Below are 17,229 nucleotides of genomic sequence, written 5' to 3'. Positions count from 1 at the left end.
ATGCCGACGCGTCTCGCCCGGCCTAGGCCGCGCAGAGGCGCGCGATGTCCTCGTAGCCCGCGAACGTCGCGCCCGCGCCGCAACCAGGGCACGCCGGGTCGCGCGGCAGGCGCAGTTCGCGGAACGTACCGGCGAGCGCGTCGTGGCAGAGCAGCCGGCCGACCAGCGGTTCGCCGATGCCGAGCAGGAGCTTGAGCACTTCGTTAGCCTGCAGCAGGCCGACGATGCCCGGCATCACGCCGAGCACGCCCGCCTCGCTGCAGTTGGGTGCTTCCGCTGCAGACGGCGGTTGCGGGAACAGGCAGCGGTAGCATGGCGAATCGGCGCGACGCGGATCGAACACGCTGACCTGCCCGCTGAAGCGGTGCACCGCGCCATACACGAGCGGCAAGCCGAGGCGCAGGCTCGCGGCGCTGAGCAGATAGCGCGTCGGGAAGTTGTCGGCGCCATCGACGATGAGATCGTGCCCGCGCGCGATCGCCTCTACGTTCGCTGCGCGCAGCCGCTCGTGCACGGTATCGACGCGCACGCCCGGGTTGAGCGCATTGAGCGCGATGCGCGCGGAGTCGACCTTCGGCATGCCGACGCGCGCGTCGGCGTGGATGACCTGGCGCTGCAGGTTCGAGCGCTCGACCACGTCGTCATCGACGAGGGTGAGCGTGCCGACGCCGGCCGCCGCGAGGTAGAGCGCGATCGGCGCACCGAGCCCGCCCGCGCCGACCAGCGCGACGCGTGCGCGGGCGAGCGCCTGCTGCCCGGCGACACCGACTTCGGGGAGGACGAGATGGCGTGCGTAACGCTCGCTCGCATCGTCGTCGAGCGCGCCGCCCTCCATCGGCAGGCCTTCGAGGCGCCAGCGTGCATGACCACCGCTGACGGAGCGCGCGTTCGCGTAGCCGAGCTCGCGCAGCGTCTTCGCGGCGAGCAGCGAGCGTGCGCCGCCCGCGCAGATCGCGAGGATCTCGCGCCCGCGCGATGGTGCGACGGCCGCGATGCGCCGCTCGATCTCGCCGCGCGGAAGGCCGAGCGATCCGCTCGCGTAGCCGCCGGCCCGCTCGTCGTCCTCGCGCACGTCGAGCAGCAACGCACCACGTTGCTGGCGTTGGTGCGCCTCGGCCGGATCGATCTCCAACGCATCGCCTGCACTTTGGGAACTCGCGTTCATCGCGCTCAGCATAGGCCCGGCAGCGGCACGATATCCACGACCGCGCCCGCCTCGAGCGCGCACGCGCCTTCCGGCAGCGCGACGAGCGCGTCGGCATCGGCCATGCCGCGCAGCATGCCCGAGCCCTGCTTCTCGAGCGGCGTCGCCCAGCAGGCGCCGTCGTCGCGCCATTCCAGGCGCGCGCGCAGGTATTCGGCGCGTTCGTGCCGCTTCATGTGGGGCATGGCGAGACGCGCCTTGCGGGGCGGCAGGCCTGCCTCGTTCGATCCCTGCAACGCGAGCAGCGCCGGGCGCACGAACAGCTGGAACGTCGCGAGCGTCGACACCGGGTTGCCGGGCAAGGCGAACACGAGTGCGCCTTCGATTTCGCCGCAAAGGATCGGCATCCCGGGCTTCATGCGCACCTTCCAGAAATGCACGCGACCGACTTCGGCGACGAGGCCCGGCAGGTAGTCCGCTTCGCCGGCGGACACGCCGCCACTGCTGATGACGAGGTCGCAGCGCCGCGCCGCCTCGAGCAGCGCCACCCGCAACGCCTCCTTATCATCGCGAAGATGCGCCACCGGCTCGGGTTCGATGCCGAGCCCGCGCAGCATGCCGCCGAGGCTGTAGCGGTTGCTATCGTGGATCTGGCCGTAGCCGAGCGCCTGGTCCGGCGGCACGAGTTCGTCGCCGGTGACGAACAGGGCGACGCGCGGGCGACGCGCCACCTGCGCATGCGCATGGCCGCAGGCGGCGAGCACTCCGAGGCGCGCGGGCGTGAGCGCGTCGCCCGCGCACAGCGCCTGCTCGCCCGCTCGGATGTCCTCGCCGGCGGGCCGCACGTTCGCACCGACGCGTTCGCCGGCGCCGACGACGATCGCGTCGCCGTCGAGGCGCACGTTCTCCTTGATCACGACCGTGTCCGCATCGCGCGGCAACGGCGCGCCGGTGGTGATGCGCACGCATTCGCCCGGGCCGAAGCCGATGTCGACCGGTGCGCCGGCGAACATCTGCGCGGCGACGCGGAAGCGTCGCTCGCCTTCGCGCGGCAGCTCGGCGCCGCGCAGGGCGAAGCCGTCCATCGCCGAGTTGGCGAACGGCGGCTGGTCGTGCGTCGCGACGAGGTCGACGGCGAGCACGCGTCCGAGCGCATGGTCGAGCGCGACCGACTCGCTCGCGAGCCGCCGTTCGGCGCACAGCGCGAGTACGCGCGTGCGCGCCTGCTCAACCGACAGGCGGGACTCGAACTCAGCCTCTGAAGCGTGTCCTGGCGGCATGGGGGAGGAAATCGTCCGGCGTGTTGAGGTTCTGGAACTGCTGGCCGCGATCGGCGAAATCAAGTTCACGCGCGCCGATCGCATCCTGCCACGACCACACGCCCTGCGCCGCCGCGGCCGCCGCCGCGGCAGCGCCGGCGAGTTCGCGCCGGTAGAGCGCGAACAGCGGCTGCCGCGTCGTGCCGTCATGGGCGACGACCGCCTGCGCATCGTGCAGGAGCGCCCCGCGCAGCAGCCGCTCGGCGAGATCGCCCGGAGGATCCGGGCAATCGACCGGCACGGTGAGGAGCCAAGGCGTGTCGCACGCGGCGCAGGCCGCGGCGATGCCGGCGAGTGGGCCGTGCCGATCGACCGCGGCATCGGCGACCGTGCGCGCGTAACGCGAATACGCATCGTGGTTGCGGTTGGCGACGATCAGCAGCGCGTCGACGCCATGGAGCGCGGCGAGTACGTGCTCCACCAAGGGCGTGCCCGCGAGCGGCTCGAGCCCCTTGTCGCGGCCGCCGAGCCTGAGGCCCGCCCCGCCCGCGAGGATCGCCGCCGTGATCGCCGGTCGCCCGATCATGGTCGGGAGCCGGACCTCAGCGCTTGCCGCGCTTCGCGTTGCGGATCATGCGCGTGCGCCGTCGCTGCTGTCCTTCGGTGAGCTCGTTGCGCTTGCCCGCATACGGATTCTCGCCGTCGCGGAACACGATCTGGATCGGCGTGCCCTCGAGGCGATAGCGCTTGCGGAAGAAGTTCTCGAGGTAGCGCCGGTAGCCTTCGGCGATGTGCTTGGTGCGCGAACCATGGATGATGATCGTCGGCGGGTTGGTGCCGCCCGGGTGCGCGTACTTGAGCTTGGGCGTGTGACCGCGCACGAGCGGCGGCTGGTAGGCCTGGTACGCCGCCTCGACCGCGCGCGTGAGTTCGGACGAAGTGAATACGTGGTTGGCGGACGCGCAGGCGCGATCGACCGCCTTCATGAGTTCGGCGATGCCGCTGCCGTGCAGGGCCGAGATGTAGACCTGGCGCGCCCACGCGGCGAAATCGAGCTTGCGCGCGAGCGAGGTCACGCACTGTTCGCGCTGGTACTTGTCCAGGCCGTCCCACTTGTTGACCGCGACGACGAGCGCGCGGCCGGACTCGAGCACGTGCCCGATCAGGGTCGCGTCCTGCTCCGAAACGCCCTCGCGCGCGTCGAGCATGAGTACGGTCACGTGCGCCGCCTCGACCGACTGCAGCGACTTGATAACGCTGAATTTCTCCAGCGCGTCCTCGATGCGCGCACGGCGGCGGATGCCGGCGGTGTCGATCAGCGTGTAGCGCTTGCCGTCGCGCTCGAGCGCGATGCGGATCGAATCGCGCGTCGTGCCGGGCACGTCGGAGGCGATCACGCGCTCCTCGCCGAGCAGGCGGTTGACGAGGGTGGACTTGCCGGCGTTCGGCCGGCCGACGATCGCCACGCGAATGCCGTCGTCGGCGCTTTCGGCGAGCGCATCGACATCGACCTTGGGCACCAGCGACTGCACCGTCGCAAGCAGCGGCGTCACGCCGCGCGAGTGGGCCGCGGAGGTGAGGAACAGGTCGGCGATGCCGAGCGCGGAGAACTCGGCGAGCACCGCGTTTTCGTCGAGGCCGTCGACCTTGTTGACGACGAGCAGCATCGGCTTGCCCGCGCGGCGCAGGCGATCGAGGATCGCGCGATCGGTCGGCAGCACGCCGTCGCGGGCGTCGACCGTGAGCAGCACCAGATCCGCCTCGTCGATCGCGAATTGCGCCTGGCGCGCGGTGTGGCTGTCGAGCCCTTCGGCGTTCTCGATGAAGCCGCCGGTGTCGACCACGACGAACGGCGTCGCGCCGAGCCGGCACACGCCGTAGTGGCGGTCGCGCGTCACGCCCGGGAGGTCGTGCACGAGTGCGTCGCGCGTGCGCGTGAGCACGTTGAAAAGGGTCGACTTGCCGACGTTCGGGCGCCCGACGAGGGCTACTACGGGCAGCATCACTCGCTCCGCAAAAAAAACGAACCCCGCGCCGCTGCCGGCACGGGGATATCAGGATACGGCACGCCATGCGTGCCGTGAGGCATTGCCTTGGCAACCCGCCACGCTGCTGCTGCGTCCATGCGCGGCGTGGACGATGCCCGGGGCATCGTCCGCATCCGATCACCGGCGCGCGCGGTAGGCGCCGATGTGTCCCTTCACGTCCTCGACATAGACGAGGTCGTCGACGACCAGCGGCGCGCCTTCGATGGGCTTGCGGCTCAGGCGCTCGCGCGCGGCGAACTTGCCCTCGTCGAGGCTGAGCCAGTGCACGTAACCTTCGATGTCGCCGACGACGACGTACTTGCCCTGGATTGCCGGTGCGGTCAGCCAGCGGTACTTGAGCTGATCCTGCTTCCACAGGTTGACGCCGGTTTCTCGGTCGAACGCCCACACGTTGCCGTCCGCGTCGACGGCGACGAGCGTGTTGCCGCTGACCGCGGTGCCGGTGTAGCTCGACAGGTCGCGCTGCCAGACCGGACGGCCGCTGTCCATCGCGATCGCCGCGAGCTGGCCGCGGTAGCCGGCGGCGTACAGCGCCTGGCCGTCGGAAATGATGTTGCCGTCGACATCGGCGAGGCGCTCGACTTCGGTGCGGCCCTCGCCGCCCGAGAGCGTCTGCGACCACAGCTCGTTGCCGTCGTCGAGGCGCACCGCGACCACGCGGCCGTTGTCGTAGCCGTCGTAGACGACGCCATTGGCGATCAGCGGCGCCGAGTTGCTGCGCAGGCTGAGCGCGGGGACCGACTGGTCGAAGATCCACTTGCGGCTGCCGTCGGCGGCATCGAGGCCGACCAGGCGGCCGTCGTTGCTGCGCACGACGACGATGCCGTTGGCGATCGCCGGCGCAGCGATGACTTCCGAACTCATCTGCGCCTTCCAGCGCTCGGCGCCGTCGGCGGCCGACAGCGCGTAGACCTGGCCATCGAGCCCGCCGACCACGACGAGGTCGCCTGCGGCCGTCGGGCCACCGGCCCAGCGCAGCGAATTGTCGCGCCGCGACCAGACGCGCCAGCCACGACGTTCGCCCAGGCGCGCATGCCACAGCGTGCGGCCGGTCGCCGCGTCCATCGCTTCGATGCTGCCGTCGACGCCCGCGGCGTAGAGGCGGCCGTCGGCGGCGCCCGGTGCCAGGCGCGCGCCCGACGCACCGGCGCCGGAGCCGACGCCTTCGCTCCAGACGCGATCGACCTCGGTGGTCGGCGCGAACTCGACCAGTTCGGTCGGCGGCTGGACATTGTCCTTCTTGCCCAGGCTCTTGAGCCAGGTGCAACCGGACAGCGCGACGGCGACGGCCGCGGCGAGCAGGAGCGTGCGCTTCATCATGATGCCGGCTTCTCCGCCGCCGGCGTGACCGGCACGGCCGCGGGGGGCGCGCCGCCACCGAGGTCGTCGAGCTTCATCCTGACGAGGCTGTTGCTTTGCCCGAGCGTGAGCGTGTCCTTGGGATCGGCGAGGGCCGCCTCGTAGGCCTTGCGCGCATCGTCGCTGCGCCCGAGCTTGAGGTAGGCGTCGCCGCGGATCTCGGCTGCGGTCGATGCGAAGCTGTCCTTGGGCAAGGCATCGACGAGCTTGAGCGCACCGTCAGCATCACCCTGCGCGAGTTTCACGCGCGCGCTGCGCAGCGTGATGAGGTGGGCAAGGCTGTCGTCGCGCACGTGGTCACGCGCCCAGTCGAGTGCGCTCGCGGCGCCTGCGAGGTCGTTCTTGCCGACCGCGATCTCGGCCTGCTGCAGGGCCGCGAGTACCGCGTACGCCGACTTTGGGAAATCCTTGCGCAAGGCGTCGGCGACCTTCAGCGCGTCGTCGTTCTTCTTCGCCTCGACGGCGTCGGCGAGCGCCTGGTACTGGCTTGCGGCCGCGATGCCCTGGCTCGCCTGATGGCTGTTCCACTGGCGCCAGCCGAAGATGAGCACGAGGCCGAGACCGATGCCGGCGGCGATCGCCGCGGCGTTCTCGCGCAGCCACTTCTGGACCAGTTCCCCTTGCTCGTGTTCGTCAAGAACGTCGAAAGACATGCATTCACCCGGAAGGACATCGATGCGGAAAGACCGGTCGCCACGCGACCGGCCCAAAGGCGGACAAGGTTAGCAGGAAACCGCGGCGCCGCGCCGGACCGCAGCCAGGACGCGATTCAGCGGGCGCTCACCGGATGCCGCGTGCGGCCGCGGCTGGTCCCGCGGCGCAGGAGCTATTGCTCGACGCGTCCCGGTCGCGCGGCGCTACCGTCCGCGAGCAGCCGGAAATGCGCGACATTGCCGCGCTGGTACTGGGCGAGGTCGAACGCATTGCCGTCGACGCTGACCTCGGCACCTTGCGCATTGCCGATGCGCACGGACACCTGCGCGTCGCTGCGATAGCTGTGGTCGCTGCCGGCCGCGAGCATGCCGTATTCGAGCCGGCGGCCGTCGGCGGCCACGATCTCGACCCAGCTCTGTTCGGCGAGCTTGAGGCGGATCAGGTGCGCGCCTTCGCCGGTGACCGGCGCGGGCGCCGGGCGGCTTTCCGCCGGCGGCTCGACGGTCGGCGCCGCCGACGGGAACGGCGTCATCGACGCCACCACCGGCGCCTGCTCCTGGGCGTTCATGTCGGGTTGGGTGCCCGCGTACGGCGTGGCGGTTGCCGGACGCGCCCCGGCGCCTGGTGCAACGGCGGACGCTTCGGACAGCGCCGCCGGCGCGCTCGCGGCGGGATCGGCGAGCGCGATGTGCTGCGCGGGCGGATCGAGCGGCGTCGTGCGCACGAGGGTCTGCTCGGTGCCGCCGTGGGTCGCCAGCCATACGGCCGGCACCACGATGATCGCCGTCAGCACGAGGTAGGTCGCGCTGCCGGAGTAGCGTTCGAGCAGGTATCGCGTGTGCGAAATCGTACCGGTCGCGACCAGCGGAGCCGTGCGCGCATGCGCTTGCACGACGCGGATAGCCTGCTCCTCGGGCACGCCGACCAGGCGCGCGTAGCTCGACAGGTAGCCGCGCAGGAACACGCCGTCGCTGATGCCGGCGTAGTCGTCGCGTTCGAGGCGTTCGACGAGCCTGAGCGGAAGCTTGAGGCGGGCTGCGACATCGGCCACGGTGAGGCCGCGCTGTTCGCGCGCGGCGGCAAGCCGCTGTCCCAGCGGTACTTCGACACGGTCGCGCAGGTCCATCGGCGCCGCTGCTGCATGAACGTCTTGCAATGCGGAATGCTCGTTCACTTCGGTGGCCTCTTCGGCTCTCATCGCATGGATTCCTCTGGACAGGGGCAGCGTCTACCGGCTGCACTCCGCGTCCGCTTCGTCTGCCCGCAGGTCCGCTGCGGGCTCCCCTTCGCTGCATGGGATCCGGTGGCCACCCCGGCCGTCCCCGATCCGTGTTCGATACCGATCACTGCCACGCTACCCCTGCGAATTCAGCGTCTTCGCTTCGGCCGAATCCGGGAACCCGCGCAGCAACCTGCGCGAGTAATCGCTCGCACCGCGCGCATTGCCCAGGCGCAGTTCGATGTTGCGGCCGAGCATGAGCGCATCCGCGCGCGGCGGGGCGAGCGACTCGAAGCGCTGCACGAATGCGCGCGCCTTCATGTAGTCGCCCTTGGCGTACAGCACCGTGCCGAGCGCGAGCAGTGCTTCCGCGTCGTTCGGGTTCAGGGCCAACGCCTGCCGCAGCATCTTCTCGGCTTCTTCGGTCTTGCCCGCCTTCACGAGGCAGGCGCCGGAGTTCGCCATCGCGAGCGCGGGCGTCTGGTAGAACGGATCGGCGAGCGCGCGCGTGAAGTACTCCTGCCCTTCCGCATAGTGTCCCTGCATGCACAGGAAGCGGCCGTAGTTGTTGTTCTCCGCACCGCTCTTGGGCTTGAGCTGCGCCGCGCGCCGATAATGTTCTTCGGCCTTCGGCATGTCGTTGATGCTCTCGTACAGCACCGCGATCACGGTGTGCGCATCGACGTAATCGGGATTGAACTGCAGCGCCTTGGTCAACTTCTCGAGGGCGAGTTCGAGCTTGCCCTGCTGCATGTACTTCTGGCCGAGTTCGGTGTGCACCCGAGCGGCGTCGTCGCGCTGCGTGGCGGCGTCTTCCTTCTTGACCGAACCGGCAGGGCCGCTCTCGCATCCGACGAGCAGGCCGAGCAGAACCAGCAGGACCAGCGCGGGAAATGCGCGATCAGGCCGCATCGGCGACGCCTCCTTCGAGCTTGCGACGGAATTCCGCCTGGCGGCGCGTGCGGTCCATCACCTGGCCCTTGAGCTGGCCGCAGGCCGCGTCGATGTCGTCGCCGCGCGTGCGTCGGACCATGGTCAACACGTCGGCGTCGAGCAGGATCTTCTGGAAGGCGCGGATGTCCGCTTCTTCGGACCGCTCGAAGCGAGTGCCGTGGAACGGGTTGAACGGAATCAGGTTGACCTTGGCCGGCAGGCGGCGCATGAGCTTGATCAGCTGGCGCGCATGCTCGGGCTTGTCGTTGACGCCCTTGAGCATCGTGTATTCGAACGTGATCGTCGTGCGCGGACGGCGCGCGGCGTAGCGCGCGCACGCGGCGAGGAGTTCGGCGATCGGATACTTCTTGTTGAGCGGCACGAGTTCGGTGCGCAGCTCGTCGTTCGGCGCATGCAGCGACACCGCGAGCGACACGTCGCTCGACTCGGACAGCTTGTCGATCATCGGCACGAGCCCGGCGGTCGAGAGCGTGACGCGCTTGTTGGCCAGGCCGAAGCCGAGGTCGTCACGCATGACGTCCATCGCGGTGACGACGTTGTCGAAGTTCAGCAGCGGCTCGCCCATCCCCATCATGACGACGTTGGTGAGCTTGCGCTGGTGGTGCGGCACGTTGCCGAGGTGCCTCGCCGCGACCCAGACCTGGCCGATGATCTCGGCCGCCGACAGGTTGCGGTTGAAGCCCTGCGTCGCGGTCGAGCAGAACTGGCAGTTGAGACCGCAGCCGACCTGCGAGGACACGCACAGCGTGCCGCGCGAGGTTTCCGGGATGAACACCGCCTCGATCGCGTTGCCGCCGTCCATGCCGAGCAGCCACTTGTGCGTGCCGTCGCTCGCCTGCTTCTCGAACAGCGTGTTCGGCGGCGTGATCTCGATCGCGTCGGTGAGCTTGTCGCGCAGCGCCTTGCCGACGTCGGTCATCTGCGCGAAGTCGGTGACGTGGCGGTGGTAGACCCACTTCATGACCTGGTCGGCGCGGTACGGCTTCTCGCCGAGCTGCGCGAACAGGTCGCGCAGCCCCTTGCGGTCGTAGTCGAACAGGTTGGCCTTCGCCGTCGTCACGATCGCTTCCTTCAGCGCGGGCTGATCTCGGTATCGGCGAAGAAATACGCGATTTCCACCTTTGCGGTTTCCAGCGCGTCGGAGCCGTGTACCGCATTGGCATCGATCGAACTGGCGAAGTCCGCACGGATCGTGCCAGGCGCCGCGTCCTTCGGATTGGTCGCGCCCATCAGCTCGCGGTTCTTCAGCACGGCGCCCTCGCCTTCGAGCGCCTGGATCATCACGGGGCCGGAGATCATGAATTCGACGAGCGCGTTGAAGAACGGACGCTCGCGGTGGACCGCGTAGAAACCTTCGGCTTCCTTGCGCGAAAGATGCTTCATCTTCGCCGCGATGATCCTGAGGCCCGCTTTCTCGAAGCGGGTGTAGATCTCGCCGATGACGTTCTTCGCCACTGCATCGGGCTTGATGATCGAAAGGGTGCGCTCCAGCGCCATGTGCCGGTTTCTCCAGTCAGGTCGGTTTTCTGGGGGACGGCTCGGGCCGCGTTCGGGCGCCCGGATGCCGTTATATCGCCAAATCCGCGCCAATCCGCGGGCTTAGCTCACATTATCGCGCAAGATTCTAGCTAATTAATGGCGCGATGGACACCGCCTCGTTCGCAGGTTTGACCGGGCGGCGCCGAGTCGCCTAACATTCAAACGATCGTTTGACATGTTCGACCGGACCGTGCGCAGCGCAAACCCGAACTTTTCCACCAGGGAACGCATCCTCGGCGTCGCCGAAACCCTGTTCGCCCGGCACGGTTTCGCGGGCGCGTCGCTGCGCCAGGTGACCGCGGCCGCCAAGGTCAACCTCGCCGCGGTGAACTACCACTTCGGCTCGAAGGAAAGCCTCATCGAAGAGGTGTTCCGGCGCCGCCTCGACGAGCTCAACCGCCACCGCCTCGCGGCGCTCGCCGCAGTGCAGGCGCGCGCGGACCACACACTCGAGGACGTGCTCGACGCGTTCATCCGTCCCGCCCTCGAGCAATCGATGGACAGCGCCGGTGGCGCTGCCTTCGTGCGCGTGCTCGCACGGGCTTACGCCGAACACGACGAGCGCCTGCGCAAGTTCCTTTCCGACAACTACGGCCACGTGCTGCGCGATTTCGCGACCGCATTCGCGCGCCTGCTGCCGCACCTGGAGAAGGAAGAACTGTACTGGCGCCTCGATATCGTCGCCGGCGCCCTCACCTATGCGATGGCCGACTTCGGCATGATCAAGCGCAAGAGCGACGTCAGCGAGCGCAGCCATCGCGAGCAGGCCGCGTTGCATCTCGTGCGGTTCGCGGCTGCCGGGTTGAGGGCGTAGCTGTGGAATCTTCCCTGATTGCCGCTTCGGCGTCGCGCTTGGCCTCGTGACGTATTCACGGCTTCGGCCGCACTTTTCATCGACAGCAACAAGTCGTCGGCGACACATTGCCGGCAACATCGACATTCACTCTTGAATCCGGAGTCTTCCATGAGTCATCCGCCCCTCCGTATCCGCAAGGCGGCCGTGCTCGGCGCCGGCGTCATGGGCGCGCAGATCGCCGCGCACCTCGCCAATGCCGACGTCGAGACGCTGCTGTTCGACCTGCCGGCGAAGGACGGCGACAAGAACGGCATCGCGCTCAAGGCGGTCGCGAACCTCGCCAAGCTGTCGCCGGCACCGCTCGCGGAGAAGTCGAAGGTCGCGGGCATCACGCCGGCGAACTACGACGAGCACCTCGAGGCGCTGCGCGGCTGCGATCTCATCATCGAGGCGATCGCGGAACGCCTTGACTGGAAGCTCGACCTTTACAAGAAGATTGCGCCGTATGTCTCTGATTCTGCAGTAATCGCGAGCAACACGTCCGGGCTTTCGATCAATGCGCTCGCGGACGCGTTGCCGGCCTCGCTGCAACCGCGCTTCAGCGGCATCCACTTCTTCAACCCACCGCGCTACATGCACCTGGTCGAACTCATCCCCGACCGCCGCACCGACCGCGACGTGCTCGCCGGCCTCGAGGCGTTCCTTACCACCACGCTCGGCAAGGGCGTCGTGCACGCGAAGGACACGCCGAACTTCATCGGCAACCGCATCGGCGTGTTCTCGATCCTCGCGACGATGCACCACACGGCCCAGTCGGGCCTCGGCTTCGACCTCGTCGACGCCCTGACCGGCCCGGCGATCGGCCGACCGAAGAGCGCGACGTATCGCACTGCGGACGTCGTCGGCCTCGACACGATGGCGCACGTGATCAAGACGATGGCCGACACGCTGCCGGATGATCCCTGGCATGCGCACTTCCAGTCGCCGGCCTGGCTGTCGGCGCTGATCGCCAAGGGCGCACTCGGCCAGAAGACCGGCGCCGGGATCTATACCAAGCGCGGCAAGGACATCGTGGTGCTGGATCTCGCCAGACAGGACTACGTGCCGACGGGCGCGAAGCCGTCCGACGAAGTCGCCGCGTTCCTCGCGATCAGGAACCCCGCCGAGAAGTTCGGCAAGTTGCGCGCGTCGTCCGATCCGCAGGCGCAGTTCCTGTGGGCAGTGTTCCGCGACCTTTTCCACTACTCCGCCTATCACCTCGCCGACATCGCCGACACCGCGCGCGACGTCGACTTCGCGATCCGTTGGGGCTACGGCTGGAAGCTCGGTCCGTTCGAGACCTGGCAGACCGCCGGCTGGACCGACGTCGCCCAGTGGATCGCCGAGGACATCGCGGCCGGCAAGGCGATGAGCAGCGCGCCGCTGCCGGCCTGGGTCGGCCAGGTCGATGGCGTGCACCACGCCGGCGGCTCCTATTCGCCGCGCACCGGCCAGGACGAACCGCGCTCGAGGCATCCGGTCTACGCGCGCCAGCTGTTCCCGGATGCGCTCGTCGGCGAGACGTTCGACACCGGTACGACGCTGTGGGAGAACGATGGCGTGCGCCTGTGGCGCTTCGGCGACGAGCGCGTCGGCATCCTTTCGTTCAAGACCAAGATGAACACGGTCAATGACGCGGTGCTCGAGGGCATCCAGAGCGCGATCGACTACGCCGAGAAGAACCTCGACGCGGTCGTGATCTGGCAGGACAGCGACAAGGCGTTCTCCGCCGGCGCGGACCTCAAGGGCATGCTCCGCTTCGTGCAGTCGGGCCAGATCGCCAAGCTCGAGTCGATGATCGCGAACTTCCAGAAGACGAGCCAGCGCATCAAGTATTCGCTCGTGCCGGTGGTCGCGGCCGTGCGCGGCCTCGCGCTCGGCGGCGGCTGCGAATTCCAGATGCACTGCGCGCGCACGGTTGCGGCGCTCGAGAGCTACATCGGCCTCGTCGAAGCGGGCGTCGGCCTGCTCCCCGCGGGCGGAGGCCTCAAGGAAATCGCCGTGCGCGCATCGCAGCGCCCCGTCGACGGCGACGTGTTCCCGGAGATCAAGCGCATGTTCGAGGCCGTCGCGCAGGCGAAGACCTCGGGCAGCGCGCTCGAGGCGAAGCAGCTTGGCTTGCTGCGCCCGGACGACGTCGTCGTGTTCAACGCCTTCGAGTTGCTCCACGTCGCCAAGCAGGTCGCCGCGGCGATGGCCGAGGCCGGCTACCGTCCGCCGCTGCCGGCGAACGCGGTCACGGTCGCCGGCGACGTCGGCCTCGCGACCTTGCGGATGGCGCTCGTCAACATGCTCGAGGGCCGCTTCATTTCCGCGCACGACGACGTCATCGCCACGCGCATCGGCGAAGTGCTGTGCGGGGGCGCGATCGAGCGCGGGTCGCAGGTCGACGAGCAGTGGCTGCTCGACCTCGAACGCAAGCACTTCTTCGAACTCGCGCAGATGCCGAAGACGCAGGAGCGCATCGCCCACATGCTCGCGACCGGCAAGCCGTTGCGCAATTGAACGAGCGAGGGCCGGGGGGCCGAGGGCTGCACAGCAGCGTCCCGATCCCCCGCTCTTCAGCCCCAGGCCCTCAGCCCTCAGCCCTATTCTTCAGGACCTCCCCATGACCCGCCAAATCCAGGACGCCTACATCGTCTCCGCCGTGCGCACACCGGTCGGCAAGGCGCCGCGCGGTGTATTCCGCCACACCCGTCCCGACGACCTGCTCGCGCACGTGATCCGCGCCGCGATCGAGAAAGCACCCGGCATCGACCCCGCGGCGATCGGCGACGCGGTCATCGGCTGCGCGATGCCCGAGGCCGAGCAAGGCATGAACGTCGCGCGTATCGGTGTGCTGCTCGCGGGCCTGCCCGACAGCGTGCCGGGCGTGACCATCAATCGCTTCTGTTCGTCGGGGGTGCAGGCGATCGCGATGGCCGCCGACCGCATCCGCCTCGGCGAAGCCGACCTCATGCTCGCCGGCGGCACCGAGAGCATGAGCATGGTGCCGATGATGGGCCACAAGATCGCGATGAACCCTGCCGCGTTCAGCGACGAGAACGTCGCGATCGCCTACGGCATGGGCATTACCGCCGAAAAGGTCGCCGAACAGTGGAAGGTCAGCCGCGAAGACCAGGACGCATTCGCGCTCGCCTCGCACCAGAAAGCGCTCGCGGCGATCGCAGCCGGCGAATTCGCCGACGAGATCTCGCCGTTCACGCTCGCCGACCACTACCCCGACCTTGCGGCGCGCGCGATCCGCGACGACGCGCGCGTGATCGCGATCGACGAAGGCCCGCGCAAGGACACGAGCCTTGAAGGGCTTGCCAAGCTCAAGCCGGTGTTCCGCATGGGCGGCAGCGTGACCGCGGGCAATGCCTCGCAGATGTCCGACGGCGCCGGCGCGCTGCTGCTCGCGAGCGAGAAGGCGATCAAGCAGCATGGCCTCACGCCGATCGCGCGCTTCGTCGGCTTTTCCGTCGCAGGCGTGAAGCCGGAGATCATGGGCATCGGCCCGATCGCGGCGATCCCCAAGGCGCTGGCGCAGGCGGGCCTGAAGCAGGACCAGCTCGACTGGATCGAACTCAACGAAGCATTCGCCGCGCAGGCACTCGCGGTGATCCGCGACGTCGGCCTCGATCCCGCCAAGGTGAACCCGCTCGGTGGCGCGATCGCGCTCGGCCATCCGCTCGGCGCGACAGGCGCAATACGCGCCGCGACGCTGCTGCACGGGCTGCGCCGCCGGAAGCAGAAGTACGGCATGGTCACGATGTGCATCGGCACCGGCATGGGTGCGGCGGGCATCTTCGAAGCGCTCTGATCCACCGCCCGGCCCTCGACGAGGCCGCGCTACTCCTTCAGCGCGGCCGCGACATTGTCGACCGGAAACGCGGCGGCGAAAGCCTCCGCCGCGTCCGATCCAGCGGGCGTTCGGTACTCGGTGAGTACGCGCCAGCGCCCTGCCTCGAGGCGCGAGATGGCGTGGAAGCGGCTGTAGCGCGTGCGCGCGTCCTTGCCCGCCTCGGTCATCGTCGTGCGCACCAGCCCGCGTTCGGAACTATGGTGGCCATCGGTCATCCGTTCTACGAAGCGCACTTCCACCGCCAGCCGCGTGCCGGCCTTCTGCAATTCGCGCATCACCTTGGTCGAATCCTCGACGGAGAAGGAATGATCGAGGAAATACGGTTTGCCGGTTCCGCCGGCGCGCGCTCAAGCCAGGCGCGTACCGTTCGGCACGGGGCGCTCGATCGCGGTCAACACGACGCCAGCCTCGGTCGGGAAGCCGGTGAGCAGGAACTGCGAGCGGAACGGCCCGATCTGCTTCTCGGGGAAATTGATCACGCCGACCACCTGGCGCCCGACGAGGTCCGCGGCCGTGTAGAGATGCGCGACGCGCGCGCTGGTCTTCTTCTCGCCCCAGGGGCCGAAATCGACCCAGATCTTCCAGGCCGGCGAGCGCGCTTCGGGAAATGCCTCCACGCGCGTGACCGTGCCCGCGACGATCAGCACCTTTTCGAAGTCCGCCCAACTGATCGTGGTCGCGGCCGCTTCAGCGTTCGTCATCGCCGAGCTCCAGGCCGACCTGCACCCAGCCGAGGTTGATGCCGATGCGCGTCGCTTCGGGGTTCGCCCACGCATAGGCGAGCGTGCGGCCACCCGCGTCGTCGACCACCGAGAGCTTCAGCACCGGCACATTGCCGTCGCGATAGGTCAGGCGCTCGAGCAGGAGCGAATAGCCCGACGGCCGCCCGTCGCGATAGGCGAGCGCGTAGCGGCCGCCCTCGCTGCCGAGGGCCACCTTGCGATCCATGTGCCAGTCGCTGCTGTCGGCAGCCGCGGTCGGGCCGGCGCCGTTGAGCGCGGCCCAGCCGGCGAAGCGATGGACGCGCCGGAGTTCTTCGCGCGCATCGGCGCCGCGTGCCTGGTCCACGTACAGGCGCAGCTTCAGCCATTCACCGCTGCGCTCGACGCCGAGCGGCAACAGCGCCGCGCCCGTGCCGATACCGGGCGCGAGCACGGCGCACGCGTTCGCGTCCGCGGCGAGCTGCAGGCCGTGTGCGCCGCTGCGGCCGCGCAGCGCGCATGCGTCCAGTGGCGCCCATTGCGCAGCGTCGAAGTCCTTGCCGCGCGCCGGCTGCGCGACCGTCGTGCGGTACGGCAGCCAAGTGATGCTGCCGTCAGAATCCGCCGTCTCGCGCAGTGCCCACGTGGCCTCGAGCGGCGTCGCCGCATCGAGGCGCACATCCCAGACCATCCAGCCTTCGCGCGGCGCATCGGCGATGGCGACGAGCACGTGTGGCGGCGCGATCAGCGACGGATTCTCGCGTGCGCTCCAGACTTGTTCGTGGTTGTCGTATGTGCCCGGCATCGGCGAAGCGATCGCCGAAGCGGCGCCGGGAGAGGGGCGGCCGAGGCTGTGGCAGGCAGCGAGCGTGAGCGCGAGCAGCGCGGCGAGCGAAGGGCGGATGTCCATCGCGCAAGGATAGCAGCCGCGACCAGCGCGGCGATTCGGCGACGGACGGCGCATCGCGCGGCCGCGACGCTCGCTATAGTGCGCGCACTTCCCGGGGGTGGCATGACGAGAGAGATCCAGCGCGCCGACGTACGCCTGCGCCGAACCACCGCGATCGTGCTGGCCCTCGCGGTGCCCGCAGCGGCGGCGTGCGTGTTCTTCGGGGAACGCTGGCTGACCGAGCGCGCCGCCGCCGTCTCGACGCAGGCGCTCGTCGTGCAGATGCGCCACTGGATCGGCATCGCCGCGGCGATCGGTTCGACGTGTCTCCTCGCACTCGCGATCCATGCGCTGCTTCGCGCGCGGGCCGCCGCGGCGCAGCAACGCTGGCCGGTCGCGGGGGCGCGCGTGCTGCGCGACACGCCCGTGCGCACCGGCGACGCGGCGCTTCGCACGGCGCGGCTGCTCAAGCTGATATCGCTGCTGCTATTCGCGTTCGCAGGCGCCACGTTCGCGCTCTGCTGGCGCCTTTTCGGCGTGTAGGCACGGCGTCGCCGCTACAAGCGCTGCAGTGCCGCGTCGAGGTCGGCGATGAGCACGTCGGCTTCTTCCAGGCCGATCGAGAGGCGCACGAGGTTGAGCGGCACGCCCTGCGGCGGCCGCATCGCCGCGTCGCGCGGGAACACCGCGCACACCGGGAACGCGAGCGATTCGTAGCCACCCCAGGACACGGTCATGAGGAAGCGCGTGAGGCCGTCGCAGAAGCGCTCGACCGCGGCGA

Annotated in this window: 18 protein-coding genes; 4 read left to right on the top strand and 14 right to left on the bottom strand. The window is 69.2% G+C overall.

What is annotated here, in order from left to right; translation table 11 throughout:
* Positions 1-22: 22 nt before the first annotated feature.
* The 10 genes from moeB to ndk form a co-directional block, all read right to left on the bottom strand.
* Complete coding sequence (gene moeB, locus ACTHK2_RS09495; protein ID WP_440245466.1) at positions 23-1,165, bottom strand: molybdopterin-synthase adenylyltransferase MoeB; 1,143 nt, start codon at positions 1,163-1,165, stop codon at positions 23-25.
* 5 nt (positions 1,166-1,170) lie between these two features.
* A complete protein-coding gene (locus ACTHK2_RS09490) occupies positions 1,171-2,424 on the bottom strand; it encodes a molybdopterin molybdotransferase MoeA (RefSeq protein WP_440245465.1) in 1,254 nt (417 codons plus the stop codon).
* Positions 2,396-2,989: a molybdenum cofactor guanylyltransferase MobA gene (mobA, locus tag ACTHK2_RS09485; RefSeq protein WP_440245464.1), complete on the bottom strand. Its 594-nt coding sequence runs from the start codon at positions 2,987-2,989 to the stop codon at positions 2,396-2,398. The genes ACTHK2_RS09490 and mobA overlap by 29 nt, the downstream gene beginning before the upstream one ends.
* 16 nt (positions 2,990-3,005) lie before the next feature.
* The gene (gene der, locus ACTHK2_RS09480) at positions 3,006-4,406 is read right to left on the bottom strand and encodes a ribosome biogenesis GTPase Der (protein ID WP_440245463.1); all 1,401 of its coding nucleotides are present in this window, start codon (positions 4,404-4,406) and stop codon (positions 3,006-3,008) included.
* 162 nt (positions 4,407-4,568) lie between these two features.
* On the bottom strand, positions 4,569-5,771 hold the full coding sequence (gene bamB, locus ACTHK2_RS09475) for an outer membrane protein assembly factor BamB (protein ID WP_440245462.1): 1,203 nt from the start codon (positions 5,769-5,771) through the stop codon (positions 4,569-4,571).
* The gene (locus ACTHK2_RS09470) at positions 5,768-6,463 is read right to left on the bottom strand and encodes a YfgM family protein (protein ID WP_440245461.1); all 696 of its coding nucleotides are present in this window, start codon (positions 6,461-6,463) and stop codon (positions 5,768-5,770) included. The genes bamB and ACTHK2_RS09470 overlap by 4 nt, the downstream gene beginning before the upstream one ends.
* 173 nt (positions 6,464-6,636) lie before the next feature.
* Positions 6,637-7,662: a helix-turn-helix domain-containing protein gene (locus ACTHK2_RS09465; protein ID WP_440245460.1), complete on the bottom strand. Its 1,026-nt coding sequence runs from the start codon at positions 7,660-7,662 to the stop codon at positions 6,637-6,639.
* A 156-nt stretch (positions 7,663-7,818) separates the two neighbouring features.
* Positions 7,819-8,595 (bottom strand): type IV pilus biogenesis/stability protein PilW, encoded by a 777-nt coding sequence (pilW, locus tag ACTHK2_RS09460; protein WP_440245459.1) that lies wholly within the window; start codon positions 8,593-8,595, stop codon positions 7,819-7,821.
* Positions 8,585-9,712, bottom strand: coding sequence for a 23S rRNA (adenine(2503)-C(2))-methyltransferase RlmN (rlmN, locus tag ACTHK2_RS09455; protein WP_440245490.1), 1,128 nt, complete (start codon positions 9,710-9,712; stop codon positions 8,585-8,587). Before rlmN ends, pilW begins: the two co-directional genes overlap by 11 nt.
* Positions 9,709-10,134 (bottom strand): nucleoside-diphosphate kinase, encoded by a 426-nt coding sequence (gene ndk / locus ACTHK2_RS09450; RefSeq protein WP_440245458.1) that lies wholly within the window; start codon positions 10,132-10,134, stop codon positions 9,709-9,711. Before ndk ends, rlmN begins: the two co-directional genes overlap by 4 nt.
* Positions 10,135-10,351: 217 nt before the next feature.
* Here ndk and ACTHK2_RS09445 point away from each other — a divergent pair, with 217 nt between their 5' ends.
* From ACTHK2_RS09445 to ACTHK2_RS09435, 3 genes are all read left to right on the top strand, one after another.
* Positions 10,352-10,990 (top strand): TetR/AcrR family transcriptional regulator, encoded by a 639-nt coding sequence (locus ACTHK2_RS09445; RefSeq protein ID WP_440245457.1) that lies wholly within the window; start codon positions 10,352-10,354, stop codon positions 10,988-10,990.
* A gap of 150 nt (positions 10,991-11,140) precedes the next feature.
* Positions 11,141-13,516, top strand: a complete 2,376-nt coding sequence (locus ACTHK2_RS09440; RefSeq protein ID WP_440245456.1) for a 3-hydroxyacyl-CoA dehydrogenase/enoyl-CoA hydratase family protein — start codon at positions 11,141-11,143, stop codon at positions 13,514-13,516.
* Between the two features lie 103 nt (positions 13,517-13,619).
* The gene (locus tag ACTHK2_RS09435) at positions 13,620-14,816 is read left to right on the top strand and encodes an acetyl-CoA C-acyltransferase (protein WP_440245455.1); all 1,197 of its coding nucleotides are present in this window, start codon (positions 13,620-13,622) and stop codon (positions 14,814-14,816) included.
* Between the two features lie 29 nt (positions 14,817-14,845).
* Here the strand turns inward: ACTHK2_RS09435 and ACTHK2_RS09430 are convergent, their stop codons facing one another.
* The 3 genes from ACTHK2_RS09430 to ACTHK2_RS09420 all read right to left on the bottom strand — a co-directional run bounded on the left by ACTHK2_RS09430 (position 14,846) and on the right by ACTHK2_RS09420 (position 16,469).
* The gene (locus ACTHK2_RS09430) at positions 14,846-15,124 is read right to left on the bottom strand and encodes a hypothetical protein (RefSeq protein ID WP_440245453.1); all 279 of its coding nucleotides are present in this window, start codon (positions 15,122-15,124) and stop codon (positions 14,846-14,848) included.
* 81 nt (positions 15,125-15,205) lie between these two features.
* Positions 15,206-15,559 (bottom strand): tRNA-binding protein, encoded by a 354-nt coding sequence (locus ACTHK2_RS09425; protein ID WP_440245452.1) that lies wholly within the window; start codon positions 15,557-15,559, stop codon positions 15,206-15,208.
* Positions 15,546-16,469, bottom strand: a complete 924-nt coding sequence (locus tag ACTHK2_RS09420; RefSeq protein WP_440245451.1) for a hypothetical protein — start codon at positions 16,467-16,469, stop codon at positions 15,546-15,548. Before ACTHK2_RS09420 ends, ACTHK2_RS09425 begins: the two co-directional genes overlap by 14 nt.
* A 102-nt stretch (positions 16,470-16,571) precedes the next feature.
* On the opposite strand from ACTHK2_RS09420, the gene ACTHK2_RS09415 reads away from it, so the two are divergent.
* Positions 16,572-16,991, top strand: a complete 420-nt coding sequence (locus ACTHK2_RS09415) for a hypothetical protein (protein ID WP_440245450.1) — start codon at positions 16,572-16,574, stop codon at positions 16,989-16,991.
* Between the two features lie 14 nt (positions 16,992-17,005).
* Here the strand turns inward: ACTHK2_RS09415 and ACTHK2_RS09410 are convergent.
* Positions 17,006-17,229: PLP-dependent transferase (locus ACTHK2_RS09410; protein WP_440245449.1), on the bottom strand; the 224-nt coding region annotated here is incomplete at its 5' end.

The organism is Dokdonella sp. (assembly GCF_051958935.1).
Taxonomy (GTDB): Bacteria; Pseudomonadota; Gammaproteobacteria; order Xanthomonadales; family Rhodanobacteraceae; genus Dokdonella_A.
The sequence above is the reverse complement of the archived record's forward strand: the minus strand, read 5'-3'. Positions and strand labels throughout refer to the sequence as shown.